This window comes from Aeromicrobium sp., from assembly GCF_032084975.1.
Taxonomy (GTDB): Bacteria; Actinomycetota; Actinomycetes; order Propionibacteriales; family Nocardioidaceae; genus Aeromicrobium.
In genome coordinates this window covers 41293-55751 of sequence record NZ_DAMDLR010000006.1, presented here as the reverse complement: position 1 = coordinate 55751, position 14459 = coordinate 41293, and the positions used below count along the sequence as shown (strand labels likewise).

At 65.2% G+C, this 14459-nt stretch carries 17 protein-coding genes; 3 read left to right on the top strand and 14 right to left on the bottom strand.

Annotation, left to right across the window (positions count from 1 at the left end; all coding sequences use genetic code 11):
- Positions 1 to 20: 20 nt before the first annotated feature.
- From lnt to RT323_RS02645, 13 genes are all read right to left on the bottom strand, one after another.
- Positions 21 to 1535, bottom strand: a complete 1515-nt coding sequence (gene lnt / locus RT323_RS02700; protein ID WP_186813787.1) for an apolipoprotein N-acyltransferase — start codon at positions 1533 to 1535, stop codon at positions 21 to 23.
- Positions 1536 to 1545: 10 nt separating this feature from the next.
- The gene (locus RT323_RS16680; RefSeq protein WP_222593362.1) at positions 1546 to 2259 is read right to left on the bottom strand and encodes a DUF3152 domain-containing protein; all 714 of its coding nucleotides are present in this window, start codon (positions 2257 to 2259) and stop codon (positions 1546 to 1548) included.
- 100 nt (positions 2260 to 2359) lie between these two features.
- The gene (locus RT323_RS02695) at positions 2360 to 2980 is read right to left on the bottom strand and encodes a TlpA disulfide reductase family protein (RefSeq protein ID WP_146825601.1); all 621 of its coding nucleotides are present in this window, start codon (positions 2978 to 2980) and stop codon (positions 2360 to 2362) included.
- A gap of 14 nt (positions 2981 to 2994) precedes the next feature.
- Entirely contained in the window at positions 2995 to 3771 is a 777-nt protein-coding gene (locus tag RT323_RS02690) for a cytochrome c biogenesis CcdA family protein (protein WP_146825603.1), read from the bottom strand.
- A 7-nt stretch (positions 3772 to 3778) separates the two neighbouring features.
- Positions 3779 to 4390 (bottom strand): vitamin K epoxide reductase family protein, encoded by a 612-nt coding sequence (locus RT323_RS02685; RefSeq protein ID WP_146825605.1) that lies wholly within the window; start codon positions 4388 to 4390, stop codon positions 3779 to 3781.
- A gap of 2 nt (positions 4391 to 4392) precedes the next feature.
- On the bottom strand, positions 4393 to 5046 hold the full coding sequence (locus RT323_RS02680) for a thioredoxin domain-containing protein (protein WP_222593363.1): 654 nt from the start codon (positions 5044 to 5046) through the stop codon (positions 4393 to 4395).
- Positions 5047 to 5164: 118 nt separating this feature from the next.
- Positions 5165 to 5791: a copper resistance protein CopC gene (locus RT323_RS02675; protein ID WP_313404787.1), complete on the bottom strand. Its 627-nt coding sequence runs from the start codon at positions 5789 to 5791 to the stop codon at positions 5165 to 5167.
- A 317-nt stretch (positions 5792 to 6108) separates the two neighbouring features.
- Positions 6109 to 7071: a M56 family metallopeptidase gene (locus tag RT323_RS02670; protein WP_146825610.1), complete on the bottom strand. Its 963-nt coding sequence runs from the start codon at positions 7069 to 7071 to the stop codon at positions 6109 to 6111.
- Entirely contained in the window at positions 7068 to 7433 is a 366-nt protein-coding gene (locus RT323_RS02665) for a BlaI/MecI/CopY family transcriptional regulator (protein ID WP_146825612.1), read from the bottom strand. Before RT323_RS02665 ends, RT323_RS02670 begins: the two co-directional genes overlap by 4 nt.
- Before the next feature lie 90 nt (positions 7434 to 7523).
- Positions 7524 to 8591, bottom strand: a complete 1068-nt coding sequence (locus tag RT323_RS02660) for a Dyp-type peroxidase (protein ID WP_186813788.1) — start codon at positions 8589 to 8591, stop codon at positions 7524 to 7526.
- A 230-nt stretch (positions 8592 to 8821) separates the two neighbouring features.
- A complete protein-coding gene (locus RT323_RS02655) occupies positions 8822 to 9322 on the bottom strand; it encodes a copper chaperone PCu(A)C (protein WP_146825615.1) in 501 nt (166 codons plus the stop codon).
- Positions 9323 to 9331: 9 nt separating this feature from the next.
- Positions 9332 to 9961, bottom strand: coding sequence for an SCO family protein (locus RT323_RS02650; protein WP_146825617.1), 630 nt, complete (start codon positions 9959 to 9961; stop codon positions 9332 to 9334).
- A gap of 275 nt (positions 9962 to 10236) precedes the next feature.
- Positions 10237 to 10608 (bottom strand): helix-turn-helix transcriptional regulator, encoded by a 372-nt coding sequence (locus RT323_RS02645; protein WP_146825619.1) that lies wholly within the window; start codon positions 10606 to 10608, stop codon positions 10237 to 10239.
- A gap of 178 nt (positions 10609 to 10786) precedes the next feature.
- Here RT323_RS02645 and arsB point away from each other — a divergent pair, with 178 nt between their 5' ends.
- Positions 10787 to 11893: an ACR3 family arsenite efflux transporter gene (gene arsB, locus RT323_RS02640; protein WP_146825621.1), complete on the top strand. Its 1107-nt coding sequence runs from the start codon at positions 10787 to 10789 to the stop codon at positions 11891 to 11893.
- Complete coding sequence (locus RT323_RS02635; RefSeq protein WP_313404779.1) at positions 11886 to 12305, top strand: arsenate reductase ArsC; 420 nt, start codon at positions 11886 to 11888, stop codon at positions 12303 to 12305. Before arsB ends, RT323_RS02635 begins: the two co-directional genes overlap by 8 nt.
- Before the next feature lie 61 nt (positions 12306 to 12366).
- Here RT323_RS02635 and RT323_RS02630 read toward each other — a convergent pair whose 3' ends face one another.
- A complete protein-coding gene (locus tag RT323_RS02630; RefSeq protein WP_313404776.1) occupies positions 12367 to 12714 on the bottom strand; it encodes a metalloregulator ArsR/SmtB family transcription factor in 348 nt (115 codons plus the stop codon).
- 90 nt (positions 12715 to 12804) lie between these two features.
- On the opposite strand from RT323_RS02630, the gene RT323_RS02625 reads away from it, so the two are divergent.
- On the top strand, positions 12805 to 14139 hold the full coding sequence (locus tag RT323_RS02625) for an FAD-dependent oxidoreductase (protein WP_313404774.1): 1335 nt from the start codon (positions 12805 to 12807) through the stop codon (positions 14137 to 14139).
- Positions 14140 to 14459 lie beyond the last annotated feature (320 nt).

Below are 14459 nucleotides of genomic sequence, written 5' to 3'. Positions count from 1 at the left end.
AGGCGGTGGAAGCCGAGGTATCAGAGCCGACGTGGACGTCGTCCGTGCGACGCGATGACCCACGCCCAGCCAAGCCCCAAGAGGGTTCCCGCAGTGATCACGAGATCCCGGGGCATCCGGTAGCGGACGGCAGGTGTGAGCGCATCGTGCAGGTCCACATCGTCGACGAGCACGCTTGCACTGTTGGAGGTGGTCTGGGCTCGGACCTCGCCGTTGGCGTCGATGATCCCCGAGATCCCATTGGTAGACGCCACCACGACGGCGCGTCCGAGTTCGACTGCTCTCGCACGAGTGATCTGGAACTGCTGCGCTGGCTGCGAGGTTCCAGTGAACGTCGCATTGCTCGTCTGGACCACGACCAGACGCGCCCCGTCCTGGACCTGCGAGGGCAGCACATCGTCGTAGGCGACATCGAAGCAAATCGCATCGGCGATCGTCAATCCGTCGACCTCCAGCGGTCCTTCGTCGTTACCAGCCAGCATGTCGCGCGGTATCTCATCGAATCGTGGGAACCAGTCGCCGATGACCTGTCGCCACGGGATGTACTCACCGAATGGCACGGGGTGGGACTTGGTGTAGAAGTCCGAGGCCGAACCATCAGGAAGCCAAAGGATGCCGCGATTGAAAGCGGTCTGTTCGTTCGGTCCCTCGGTGATGGCACCGGCAAGCAGCGGCGCCCCAACCGCTCGTGCAGCACGTTGAATCTCGCCACGGGCGATGGAGTCGTCGAAGGGATCCACTGCCGTCGCATTCTCCGGCCAGACCACCAAGTCGACCGTTCGGGCCTGCATGGTCAGCGACTCCGCGAGACTCTGCGTAGCCTTCGTGTGGTCGCGCGTCACCTCCCGGTGGTGTGCGGCGAGATCGGTGCCGTCACCCGGCACACCGCCTTGGACGGCCGCCACGGCCGCGGAACCGACTACAGGGAGTCGGACGGGGATGCTGATGGCGAGAAATGCTCCGGTGGCCAAGACCACCAGGGAGCCCCATGTGAGCGCAGTCCGTTGGGACACGATCTGCGCCGTCGCAAAACCCACGCTGGCGACCAGCACACCGGTTCCGGAGATCCCTGCGTACGCGAGTAGCGGCGCCCATGGTGTGTCAATGGCAGTAATGCCCAGTCGGCCCCACGGCATCCCGCCCAGTGGCCAGTTGCTTCGGAGCGTCTCGACGGTGACCCAGACGAGGCCTCCCCAGAGCGGTGCGCCCGGGATGGCACGGACCGAGTGGAGCCCCACGGCACCCGCGGCAAGCATCAGCGCCTGGGCACAGCCGAGCGCGAGCCACGCGGCGAAACCGATGGACGCTCCCAGCCACCACATCAGCGGGAGCATGAACGCAACACCGAAGCAGAGGCCCACCGCAGCTGCCCCCCGGGCGGTTTCGCGCTGAATGCTCCACCACAGCAGCCCCATGGCCAGCGGAGCGGCGACGCCGAAGCCCACCGGCTCGAAGGAGGCTGCTGCGACCAATCCACCTGCGAGAGCTGCAAGACGAGAAGCGCCGACGCGGCCGCGAAGCGTCCTCAGAGTCATGGCGAACCGTTCAACCACCGCTGGGCCAGACATTCCGGCGGCATCCGTCGAGTCCGTACGTCTGTTGCTGCATGACCGGGGCTGGCAATCCTTGACCAGGGCACTCCTCATGGCCGCGTCCCAACAGATGACCGACCTCATGGTTCACCAAGTAGATCCGGTAGGACAGGACGTCGTCGCGGTAGCTGTCAGTGGCATGTGCCCAACGTCGAGCGTTCAGGACCACAAGGTCACCGTTGCGGCAAGAGACCTTTCCTCTCGTCTCCAAGGGAGCGCACAGCTTGTCGGTCGTCGCCGGACTTGCGAGGAGGATCCGCGCAGCGCCGTCTCTGGATACTCGATGAAGAGGACGATTCTCGATCGCCCCCCAGCTTCGGGAGTCCGCCAGGATGTCGTCGATGGTGAGCGCGGTCTCGCGAGGAGGAAGAGGAAGCTCTCGCTCCACTTCGACCGTGTAGGTGAGTGGGCTGGATCCAGGGTCCGGGGGAGTGGGGCTCTGGGCTTTCACCACCCGGAACGTGCCGGATCCAGCGTCCGGAATTCGTACGCGTTGAGCCTCAAGACCTTTCGCACCCTTCGGCGGGCGCGAAGTCGGGCCGCGCCGCGTCGGCGGTATCGCCGGAGGAGTCGATTTGTCGGCCGGCAACGTGAGATCGATCCGGCCCGATCCGCCGGCCGAGGGGCCAGGTGAGAGGCCGTCCGGATCAGTTCCCGAACTGCTCATGTCGACACCGACCCACGCAGCGAGGGCCAAGGCACCAAGGGATACGCCGGCCCGTCGCCAGCGTCGTCCGGTGGTGCCGGGCGGGAGCGGAGCGCGGCGACTACCGCGTCGAGTTCGCACTGTCATCGGACTCGGCCAATACCGGCGCGATCAGACTCCGCAACGTCGCTGCCGTCACCTTTCCGATGACACGAGCGGCAACGCGCCCCTGCCGGTCCACGACAAGCGTCGTCGGCACAGCGGCTGAAGACAGAGCGCCGTTGAAGGAGAGGGTCGCTTGGGCAGAGTCGTCTGCCACCGCACTGTCGTAAGGGACCTCGTACTCGCGCTCGAACGCTCTGGCGGCGGCCTCGTTGTCGCGGATATTGAGGCCGACGAACGTCACGTCCGACTCGAACTGGTTCGCCACCTCGACCAGATCTGGTGCTTCCTCCGCACAAGGAACGCACCAGGAACCCCAGACGTTGTAGACCACGACCGCGCCTCGCAAGCTAGTTGTGTCGAGCGTCTCGCCACTCAGCATCTTCGCTGTGAAGGACCGCGTCTGAATGCGGCGGTCGCCGTCGAACTCCTCGATCACCGCGCTTCCATCTCCTCGAGCCTGGCTCTTCTCGGACGTTGGGTTCGTCAGGAACAAAGCCAGGCCCACGCCGATCAACACGACGACGAGACCGACGAACAGTCGTTTGCCCGAGACGCGGGGACGGACGAGTTTGATCACGTGCACATTCGCTTTCAGATGGGAGGTTGCCAAGAATTCATCAGGCCTTGCGTTGCTGCCATCAACTCGGACCAAACGCCCGTGAGTTGCAGGATGCCAAGCAGGATGAGGAATCCGCCGCCGGTGCGTGCGACGAGGGACGCATGCTGGCGTGCCCAGGCGAAGCGGCGCATCCACTTGGTGACCGAGAGGCCTGCCAGTAGGAACGGAATTCCCAGTCCGAGGCTGTAGGCGAACGCCAACATGGCTCCTCGTCCCGCAGTGGCCGAGGTCGTGGAGAGCGCCAACACGGCAGCGAGGGCCGGTCCGATGCAGGGGGTCCAACCCACACCGAACACGACACCGAGCAGGGGCGCTCCCACCAAACCAACCTTCGGACGATACGAGAGGCGGAACGAACGATTGAACAGCAAGAGACGAGAACCTGAGAACGCGAAGACCAGCCCTAGAAAGACCGTGAGGATCCCCGAGTAGCGGATGATCTCGTCCTGGTATTGGACGAGACGCGACCCAAGCGCTCCGAACAGTGCCCCATAACTTGTGAAGACCGCCGCGAACCCCAGGACGAAGAGCCCGGCCCCCAGAAGGGACCGTCGGCGACCGGTCGTGGCCTCGCCTCGCAGTTCGCGCACGACCGACGACTCTTGGCCGTCCACGCCGGCAACGTAGGACAAGTATGCGGGCACGAGGGGAAGTGAGCAGGGGGAGAAGAAGGAGACGACCCCGGCGACGATCGAGACCAACAGTGCCGGGAGAAGCGAACCCGACAGGATCAGTTCTTGGAGGTCCATCAGGTCTTCACGATCCGACCAGGGTCGACCAGTAGAACCAGAACTGGTGGGCGATCAAGCCCACAATCGACAGGTAAGCGATGGTCAGGATGAGCGATTCCCACCTCCACAGCGTTTTGAAGAATGGCGACTCGGCAACCCATCGGCCCAAATCACCTGACGTCGCGTTCCGTCGGGTGACGAACCAGAAGACGGGCAACATCACCGCCCACACGACCATGCAATAGGGGCACAGGGCCCCGATCCTGAAGATGCTCTGGAAGATGAGCCAGCTGACGAAGGCCAACCCGAAGAGGACGCCGCCCTGTAGGCAGACCCAATACCACTTGGCGAATCGTGCCCCCGCGAGGAGCGCCGCACCGGTCGTGGCGACCACGGTGAATCCCACGATGCCGATGAGCGGATTGGGAAAACCGAAAGCAGAGGCCTGCGAGGTCTCCATGACCGAACCGCAACTCACCAGTGGACTGAAGTCGCAGGAAGGCGTATGGCTCGGGTCGGTCAGAAGGGCCAGCCTTTCGATGATCAGCGCGAGAGCCGCGACGCAACCCGCGATCCCAGCACCCAGTAGGAACGTAGCCAGGACGCGTCCGTTGTCATGTCGAGTGCGGTTGTCCATGGCTATTCAGCGAGGGCTTCGTCGATGGCGGTGCTGAAATCCTCCACGGCGGCCGGCTCGAATCGTTCACCGTTCAGAAAGAAGGTCGGTGTGCCTTGGACGCCGAGGGCGAGACCATCATCCACGTCGCGTTGGACGCGGGCAGCGACCTCGGGCGACGCATAGTCGACGTCGTACCGGTCCATGTCGAGTTTCAACTGCACTGCGAACTTGCGGAAGGTGTCGTCGGCGGGCTCTTGCTTCTCACCCCAACTGGTTTGGGTCTCGTACATGAGTCTGTACATCTGCTCCAGCTTGCCCTGCCGGGCAGCCGATTCCACGGCTCGCGCCGCGCGCTCGGCGTTGAAGTGCCCGGGCAAGGGAAAGTAGCGTGCGACGAAGGTAACCCGACCGTCATACTTCTCGCGAAGATCCTCGACCACGGGATAGGCCGCGCCGCAGGCTTCGCACTCGAAGTCCAGAAACTCCGCGAGGACGACGTCGCTGCTGCCCTTCTTCCCGAGGATGCGGCTGTCCTCACGAACCGTCAGGTCCGCGGCGCCCGCGCCATCGGCCGTTCGGCTCGGTGTGTCGCGGCCGGCAGTCAGAAGTAGTGCGCCGAGAACGGCCATGAACACCACGACGGCCAGTACAGCCAATTTGGATTGGATCCGCACGGGGACTCCTCGCATCAGACAGATACTAACTAGGTTAGTAGAAGGTGTGCAACTCGCCGACGGTGGGTGGTGGTGAAGTGGGCCGATCAACAACCGCACTCGACGTGACACCGGACATTCAGGCGTCCGGAGAACGGTCCTTGGGGCGTCGCCGCCGCAGAATGCCGGCCATCAGCACGCCGAGCGAGACCGCGCCGATACCCACGAGCGCGAGCGTGAGGCCTGGGCCGGCGCCGCTGCTCTCGTCGTTAATCTCGCTTGGCTGCCGTGATTGCTCGGTCGAGGAGTCGGTCGGCTGTCCCAAGGATGACTGTGGCTGCGCGGTGCCCGTCGGCTCGGTCGGCGAGGGTGCCGGTGCCTCGAAGCTCAGTTCTCCAGCGACCGGGTGTCCGTCGGCCGAGACAACGCGATAGGCGATCTTCCACGTCACCACTGCCGGCGACGCCGAAGTGCCCGGGAGTACGGCAGGAATCACAGCGCTCACCTCGTTTCCGTCGGTGTCCGGCGTGAGAGTCACCGCTTCGCGGTCGCCAACAGTGAGACTCAGGGAGCTGAAATCCGCCGACATCTTGTCGGTGAATGCCAGTGTGACCTCGTTCGGAGGTTCTGCGAGCGACGCTCCGGGTGCGGGATCGGTGGATGTCAGTTCGGTGTGAGCACTTGCCGGTGGGGCCGGTGCGAGCAGTACCGCCGCGGTTGCCATCGCCGTCAGCAGGGCGGAACGAGTGATCGATCGTGTGACCAAGATTCTTCTCCTGTGGATCTGGATGGGGCACGGCGCGCCGCCACGCTAGAGAGATCGCTGCTGAGTGATTGGTCTTGTTGCTTCGCCCTCCACTGATGGGCGAAATCGCAGGAAGACTTGTTCATTCGCTTTCTCCCAGTGTCGAGCTGAGTTTCATCACCAACACGATCTACTAAGCAAGGTAGTACATGGCGATCGGGGCCCGTCGGCGGGTCAGTGCGCGTGTGGTGAAGACGCCGAAATGTCTCGAATCCCCGGGCTCAAGCCACCAGACTTGCTATGCCACATCGATCGAACGGTTGTGGCGTCGCCGACGACTACTGGACGCAGCAATTGTGGAAGAGAGTGTCATCAGAAGGAACCAGCGCGAGGGCTGCCGGTGCAGCACCCACGGCGACGATCGCAGCGACGACCAGCGCGGCGCTGGTGCGCTTCAGGGGTACGTACGGCAACACCAGCCTGCGTGCCCGCATCGTGGCTCCGGCACCGCCGGCGCCCAGCGCTCCGGACGGTGCTCCCGCGATCCCGCCCCCAGCCAATCGAAAGAGAGCCACTGCCAGTGTGGGTCGATCCTTGGGTGCGACGGCGTCGTCTGCATGCATTTCGACCAGGTTGCTGATCTGCTCGTGAACCGTTCGGAAGAACGGGAGCCAAGGAAGTGCGTCCGCCAGTGCCCGGGACCTGAGAACGAGTCGGTCATGTCGTGACCGAAGGTGAGCGCGTTCATGGCGGAGCACCAATCTGAGCTGCTCGTGGGTCAGAGCCTCGCGTGCACCTCGCGTCACGACGACGGCTCCAGTCGCGGGTCCCCGTCGAGGGTCTGCGACACAGTACACCGCGGCCGCGTCGTGATCGAGGTGGAAGACGTTGTCACCGGTGGGCCTCGCAACCTTCGCCAGCGCTATCAGATGGCGCGTCCGCGCTCTTTGCGCTTCCTTTTGACGCGACCACAGTGCCCGAGCCACTCGCCCGAAGAGGATCGAGAGCAGGACGATGCCCACCGAACTGACGACGGCGCCGGCCACCGAGGAGTACTGGTGGGACAGCTCCACCACACAGACGCGGATGATCTCACCCAAGGTCTCGACGACGGACATCCCCGGCAGTGTCAAGGCGACGCAGGCGAGCAACAGAGAAACGACTGTGGCTCCAGACAACGCCTGCCACAGGGCGATTCCGAGTCGCGGTGCACGCCGTGGCCACTCAGCCGACTTGAGGCCGAACTGGCCTGCCAACATGAACGCGCCTGCCAGCAGGAGGAATCCCAGGGCAATGTTCATGACTGCCGGTCGTCTCCGCGCAGGGGGTCTTGCACGATCTGCCTCAGCGACTCCAAAACGTCTTCATCGAGCCGATCCACGAAGCGCATCAACACTCCGTGCCGGTCGCCGCTCTCGGCGAGGACGTCCTCAAGGAGGGATGCGGTGTACTCCTCGTGGCTCTCCTTCGGGCTGTAGATGTATGCGCGCCCGTGGCGTGACCTGGTGAGGAGGCCCTTCTTGTGAAGGTTGTCCATGACAGTCATCACGGTGGTGTAGGCGATCTCTCGCTCGGTCGCGATGTCCTCCTGGACGTCGCGCACTGTCTGTGGCGCGTTCTTGTCCCAGAGGCGCTGCATGACTGCTGTCTCCAGTGGGCCCATGCCAGACCGCCTTCCTTCATTTGTACTAAGAACGATCGTACCTCCCGGCGTACGGGTGCCTCGCGCAGAGTCAAGCACCACTGGCGCGCGTCAGGTACCGAAGAGCTCATGCCCCACGTAGGGATCACCGGACCGAAGTGGTGGTACCGCGTAGACCGCGCTACCGACATGCTTCGCATGTGCGCTCAACAGGTCGCCGCCGTCATCGAGCGCTTGTTGGATGGGGATGAAGCCACGGCGAGGGTCGGCCTGCCAAGCCACGAAAAGCATGCCAGCTCGACGACCTTCGGCCTGGGGCCCATGATCGAAATTCCATGAGCGTCGATAGATTCGCTGGCCGGCGACGTTCTGGGCGCTACTGAGTCTGATGTGAGCGCGCGGATCGATGAGCAACTCGCCGGCGGCGTCGCGGCGGGCGAGTTCCACCGGATCGTGCTCGCGCGAATGACCCAACGCAGCACCCGTGACGGTGCTTCGCCCCATCGCCGTGTCGCGCTCCGGCATGGAGAGCGCAAACCAGCCGTCCAGGTCGATGTGGATCTGTCGAACCACGGCATAGCTGCCGCCGTCCATCCATCTCGCGGGTCCGACACCTTCGCGGGCTGTGACCACGGTTTCCCAGAGCGATGAACCACGTTCCGGATTGTTCGTTCCGTCGCGCTGACCCATGATGTTGCGGGGAGTTTGACGAACGTCTGATGCCGATGCCGCGCTCTGGCTGAATCCTCGAACAGACCAACGCACCTGCGCGCGATTCTTGAGCGTCGACAGCACAGCCTGCACCGCTCCAGCGAGCCGCATCGGGTCCTCGGCGCCCAACTGAATCAAGAAGTCCCCGTCGCACTGGTCCGGAGCGAGTCGATCGACGTCGAACGCGGGAAGTGGTACGAGGGGCTTGGGAATTCGCGCGCCCAGTCCGCAGCGCTGTAGAAGGCTGGACCCGATGCCGATCGTGAACTCAAGGCTGGCGGCCCGCAGGTCCGCACCTGCCGCGGCGGTCGTGCTCGGCGCGGCGCCAGGTGCCAACTGCTGGGCGAGTCTGCTCCATTCGATCAGCAGCTCTCGCGCAGCCACTGCCAGGTCGGACGGTGTCTGGCCGGGATCGTCGGAAAGGTCGATCGACAGGATGTGACCACATGCGGGAATCGGGGCAGCCACTCCCGCTGGCAGGGCAGAGCGCGTTGACGCGACTGACTCCGAACGGGCAAGGCGCGCAGCCAGGGCCTCCGACGTTGCACCAGAGGCGGGACTGATGCTGCGTCCGCCGACCAAACCGGCCACCCCACCCACCCCAGCCGCTCCGACAAGACCGACCAGCGACCTACGGGAGATCCTCCGTCCGGCCGAGGGCTCGTACTTGTCGTGGGCAGCGCCGGGATTCTCCACATTCACGGCCGGTCGGCCCGATCAATCACAGGAACCCGCATGTCCATCTCGGAGCCGCTCTCGAACACGAACCGGACATCGATCGACGTGCCCGCCACCAGGTCGTCTCGAGGGCCGATGAGCATCAGGTGAAGTCCGCCCGGCTTCAAACTCACACTGGACCCGGCAGGGAGGTCGACTCGTTCGACTTCCACCATCGAGCCGGAGTTCCCTGAAGTGACCGTCTCGTGAATTTCGATCGCGCGAACAGCGTCACTTGAGACACGAATTAATGCGTCATCCTCGTCGCTGCTGTTCTTGATGTCGGCATAGGCGACGCTCATCGCCGCCTCGGGGTCGACCGCTGTCGAAAGGTCGATGGCGGCTGCCCATGCGGACGTGATGCTCAGATCGTCGCCATCATGCGGTTGCGGAGCGGCGGTCCCGCCGCAACCAACGAGGGCAACGAGACAGAAAAGAACGAGAGCCGCACGGAGTGCTGCGGTCGAGCTGGATTTCAGCACCGTCCCACCTCAACCATGCCGCTCGAGGAGCCCGGGCAGTTCCTCGACGTAGGTATCTACGCCGACTGTCTCGCGGAAGTAGCCGACCATCCCTCCGCCGGGTTTGAGCACGATCAACTGGGCACCGTGGGTCACCTCGTAGGAGTCGTCGGTCACGGTGGGTGCCTCGACGTTGATGCCGTAGGACAATGCCGCGTCGATCACACTCTTGATGGGACCACGCACTCCCGTGAAATCGGGTTCGATTGCACCGAGCCACGTGTCGAGTTGCTCAGGAGTGTCACGACGGGGGTCGGTGCTGACGAGAGCAACGTCGATCCTCGCGCGGACGTCAGCGTCGAGTCGCTCCAAGGCGACAGCAAGGTCTGCCATCGTCAATGGGCAGACGTCGGGACAACTGGTGTAACCGAAGTACACCAACCGGATGCGACCTTCCTCCACGTCGGTGAAGGACCAGGGCTTTCCGGTCGTGTCCTGCAGTACTTGCGTCGACGGACCCAGCGGATCGCCGGATATCTCGCCGTAGCCGGACTCCTCTCCATAGCCCGATGAGCTCTGCGACGGCACCTCGTCGGGCGCGCAAGCCGCCAGGCTCACCATCCCCGCGACGACTAGGACAACGCCGGGCAGCCAACGCATTGCAGGTCTCCACTTCACGGTTTGGCACTTCTTCCAGTCTCTTGGACGCGTCAGTCACCGGCGGGCGGCCGGCGGGTCATGAACGGGTACGTGGTGAAATACTACGGTGGATAGTACTGGGTGCTTCAGGCCGCCCGTCCGCGTTTCACACTCCCATGAATTCAGGAGGCCGATGTGCCATCGCGTTGGTGAGGCTGTCTCTGCGTCGCGAGGGAACGAGGAGCCTCGGACGTCCGCTGTCGGTCCCTGCGAACTGTCCCGATCCACCCTGGCGCTCAGCCCTTGACGAGGCCTTGGGTCTCTCGCGCGGTCGGGTCTCGCAGCACGTCGGACAGGTGGCCCAGCGCCCCGGGGACGACGGAGTAGAACGCCCACGTGCCACGCTGTTCACGCGCGAGCAGGCCGGTCTCGACGAGGATCTTGAGGTGGTGGGACACCGTCGGCTGGCTCAGCCCCACGGGCTCGGTGATGTCGCAGACGCACGCCTCGCCGCCCTCGTGCGCCGCCACGAGTGAGAGCAGCCGCACGCGCGTGGGGTCGGCGAGAGCCTTGAACTTGCGTGACAGCTCGGTCGCGTCGTCCGGCGTGATCGGAGCGGCGGTCAGAGGGATGCAGCAGCTGGCATCCTGTCCGGCGGGGGTGACCATGGACCCAGTATGTCCCCATTCGGCAAGGCGGAACGGCAAAGGTCGCGGAGGTCTCCAGCGGGTCCGAACAGTTCACGGGGCGTTCACTCGGCATGGCAAGGTCGACCGGAAAGGCGGGGTACGCTCGCACTAGATAGACAACCGTCGATGCAGGACCGAGGTCCTCGAGGAGCCGCACGTGACGTCCGCACCCGCCGCAGACAGTAGGTCCGAAACCGAAGTCGTCGCCCACCTGTCGAGGCTGGACCGCTTCCTGCCGGTGTGGATCATCCTGGCGATGGCGCTGGGTCTGATTCTCGGTCGCACGGTCGATGGACTGGACGAGGCGCTGGACGCGGTGAAGATCGGCTCGGTGTCGTTGCCGATCGCGATCGGCCTGCTCGTGATGATGTACCCGGTGTTGGCGAAGGTCCGCTACGACGAGACGCAGCGCGTCACGGGCGACCACAAGCTGCTCGGTGCTTCGTTGTTCATGAACTGGATCCTGGGGCCGGCGTTGATGTTCGCGCTCGCCTGGCTGATGCTGCCGGACCTGCCGGAGTTCCGCACCGGGCTGATCATCGTCGGCCTCGCGCGCTGCATCGCGATGGTGCTGATCTGGAACGACCTGGCGTGCGGAGATCGCGAGGCCGCAGCGGTGCTCGTCGCCGTCAACTCCGTCTTCCAGGTGTTCGCCTTCGGAGCGCTCGGCTGGTTCTACCTGCAGACGCTGCCGAGCTGGCTCGGGCTGGAGACAACGTCGGCGGAGTTCTCGTTCTGGTCCATCACGGTGAGTGTGCTGGTGTTCCTCGGCATCCCACTGGTTGCCGGGTTCTTGACCCGAACGATCGGGGAGAAGGCCAAGGGGCGCGAGTGGTACGAGGACACGTTCCTGCCACGCCTCGGTCCCTGGGCGCTCTACGGACTGCTCTTCACCATCGTGGTCCTGTTCGCCCTGCAGGGCGACGCGATCACGAGCCAGCCGTTCGACGTCGTGCGCATCTCGCTTCCGCTGCTGGTCTACTTCACGATCACGTTCGGTCTGGGGATGGTGCTCGGCAAGGTGCTCGACCTCGGCTACGCCAAGACGGCCACCCTGGCGTTCACTGCCTCTGGCAACAACTTCGAGCTCGCCATCGCGGTCGCGATCGGCACGTTCGGCGTCACCTCCGGCCAGGCGCTCGCCGGTGTGGTCGGGCCGCTGATCGAGGTCCCCGTTCTCGTCGGGCTCGTCTATGTCGCTCTCTGGGCCCGCAAGTTCTTCACTCCCTCCACCACCTCAGACCAAGGAGCACCGCATGTCTGATCGTCCCTCCGTCCTGTTCGTCTGCGTCCACAACGCCGGCCGCTCGCAGATGGCCGCTGGCTTCCTGACCGCGTTGGCCGGCGATCGCATCGACGTCCGCTCCGCGGGCTCCATGCCCGGAGACCAGATCAACCCGGTCGCCGTCGAGGCGATGCGCGAGGTCGGCATCGACATCGCCGGCGAGCAGCCCAAGAAGCTCACCGAGGACGCCGTGAAGGCCTCCGACGTCGTCATCACGATGGGCTGCGGCGACGAGTGCCCGTACTTCCCGGGCAAGCGCTACGAGGACTGGGTCCTGGAGGATCCGGCCGGTCAGGGCATCGACGCGGTGCGCCCGATCCGTGACGAGATCCGCAGCCGCATCGAGGAGCTCATCGCCTCGCTGTCACACGAGAATTCCGAGCGCGCCTGACACCCACACTTCTCGTGTCGATCATCGACGTCGAGGCGGGGACGGGTGATCGCCTGAGGGCTCAGGCGTCCAGAGCGCGGGAGAGGGTCGCCATCGCGCCCGGGACGAGAGCGTAGAAGGACCACTGGCCGCGCTTGGTCCGGGTCAGCAGTCCGGCCTTGACGAGGATACCCAGGTGATGGCTGACCGTCCCCTGGCTCAGGTCGAGCGACTCGTTCAGGTCGCAGACACACGCTTCACCCGTCTCGGTGGCGGCGATGAGGGACAGCAGCCGTAGGCGGCTGGGGTCGCCCATCGCCTTGAACCGGGCGGCGAGGCTCGTGGCCTCCGCATCGCTCAGGACGCCGCCGGTGACGGGGGAGCAGCAACTCGTCGCGACCGGTTCCAGCACGGTGAGTTCGGTGACCATGACACCACCCTAGATCGTCCATTGACATTCTTCAATGAGAAGCTAGAGTCGAGACATCGACAATCGTCAATGTACGCGAGGAGCGTCCTGATGTCTGAGCTTTCCGACCTACCAGTCGTCGTGATCGGCGCGGGCCCCGCCGGCCTTGCGGCCGCCGCCCACCTGCGTGGCCGTGGAATGGACTTCATCGTCCTGGAAGCGGGCGACGCCGCAGGTGCGGCCGTCCGGGAATGGGGCCACGTGCGGCTCTTCTCCGCGTGGTCCGAGCTGATCGACCCCGCGGCCGAGAAGGTCCTGGCCGACGCCGGGTGGACCCCGCCTGACCCGAAGCGCTACCCCACGGGTGCCGACTGGGTGGCCGGCTACCTCCAGCCCCTGGCCGATGCGCTCGGTGGCTCGGTCCGCTTCAACAGCACGGTGACGGCCGTGGCCAAGCAGTCGCGCGACCGCTTGGTGAGCTCGGGTCGCGACGAGGCCCCGTTCACCGTCCACGTCACCACGCCCCTCGGGGCCGAGCACCTCACCGCCCGTGCGGTGGTCGACGCCTCCGGCACCTGGAGCGGTCCCAACCCGCTCGGCGGGGACGGCGTCCCGGCCATCGGTGAGCACGAGGCAACGAACCGCATCTCCTACCGGATCCCGAACCTCGGCAACGCCGGAGAGCTCGACCGCTACGCCGGAAAGCATGTCGTCGTCGCGGGGACGGGCGCTTCGGCGAAGGGTGCGCTGATCGGGCTCACCGCCCTGGCCAGGACGGCGCCCGAGACGCGCATCACCTGGCTCGTCCGGCGCGCGAGCGTGGGGGAGGCGTTCGCCGGCAGCGGCCAGGACGAGCTGCCGGCGCGGGGTGAGCTCGGTCAGCAGGCCCAGGCAGCAGTCGAATCCGGGCCCGTGACAACGATGAACGGCTTCCGGACATCGCGCGTCTCTCGGCAGGACGACGACAGGCTCACCATCGAGTCCTTCGACGGACAGATCGTCACCGACGTGGACGAAATGGTCGTCCTGACCGGGTTCCGCCCCGACCTGCAGATGCTGTCGGAGATGCGACTGGACCTCGATCCGGTGCTGCAGGCACCTCGCGAGCTGGCGCCGCTGATCGACCCGAACGAGCACTCCTGCGGCACCGTCTACCCGCACGGCGCCAAGGAGCTCGCCCAGCCCGAGAGCGGGTTCTACCTGGTCGGCATGAAGTCCTACGGTCGTGCGACGTCCTTCCTCGCGCTGACGGGCTTCGAGCAGACGCGCTCGGTCGTCGCGGCCATCGCCGGCGACCACGAAGCCGCGGAACGCGTGGAGCTGACGCTTCCCGACACCGGCGTCTGCGGTGGTGCCCGACTGTTCGACGACGAGAGCGCCGAGGGCGGGAGCTGCTGCGCCGCCCCCGAAGAGCCCGAACTGATCGCTCTGGGCAAGAGCATCTGACTTCGCACCGTGAGCACGCGCGGCTCCACGATTGCCGCCGTCCCGGAGGCCCCTCCGACAGCGATGGCGCCGCCCGCGAGGCCGGTCCCGTCGGCTGAATGTTTACGGTGGGCTCCGTTGATGGGTTCGGGCTCATCGTCGGCTTACCGGGACGACCAGGTGGCCACGCGCCGTTCGCCCTTGCGATTCTGTCCCGTCTGCTGTTGCCAGATGGGACCGGCCGCGCGTGCCGGTGGTCGTTTTGTGGCCTGATTGGCCCAGCGTTCGTTGTGGGCAGTCGGGTATCGTCGGAAGTGACCTAGAGGGATCCTCCCAACCAT

Bases quoted from the DNA above. Each gene is read 5' to 3' on its own strand.
- RT323_RS02685 (WP_146825605.1), bottom strand. From the start codon at position 4,390: ATGGACAACCGCACTCGACATGACAACGGACGCGTCCTGGCTACGTTC.
- lnt (WP_186813787.1), bottom strand. From the start codon at position 1,535: ATGACTCTGAGGACGCTTCGCGGCCGCGTCGGCGCTTCTCGTCTTGCA.
- RT323_RS02665 (WP_146825612.1), bottom strand. From the start codon at position 7,433: ATGGGCCCACTGGAGACAGCAGTCATGCAGCGCCTCTGGGACAAGAAC.
- RT323_RS02690 (WP_146825603.1), bottom strand. From the start codon at position 3,771: ATGGACCTCCAAGAACTGATCCTGTCGGGTTCGCTTCTCCCGGCACTG.
- RT323_RS16680 (WP_222593362.1), bottom strand. From the start codon at position 2,259: ATGAGCAGTTCGGGAACTGATCCGGACGGCCTCTCACCTGGCCCCTCG.
- RT323_RS02645 (WP_146825619.1), bottom strand. From the start codon at position 10,608: ATGGTCACCCCCGCCGGACAGGATGCCAGCTGCTGCATCCCTCTGACC.
- RT323_RS02670 (WP_146825610.1), bottom strand. From the start codon at position 7,071: ATGAACATTGCCCTGGGATTCCTCCTGCTGGCAGGCGCGTTCATGTTG.
- RT323_RS02630 (WP_313404776.1), bottom strand. From the start codon at position 12,714: ATGGTCACCGAACTCACCGTGCTGGAACCGGTCGCGACGAGTTGCTGC.
- RT323_RS02650 (WP_146825617.1), bottom strand. From the start codon at position 9,961: ATGCGTTGGCTGCCCGGCGTTGTCCTAGTCGTCGCGGGGATGGTGAGC.
- RT323_RS02635 (WP_313404779.1), top strand. From the start codon at position 11,886: ATGTCTGATCGTCCCTCCGTCCTGTTCGTCTGCGTCCACAACGCCGGC.
- RT323_RS02625 (WP_313404774.1), top strand. From the start codon at position 12,805: ATGTCTGAGCTTTCCGACCTACCAGTCGTCGTGATCGGCGCGGGCCCC.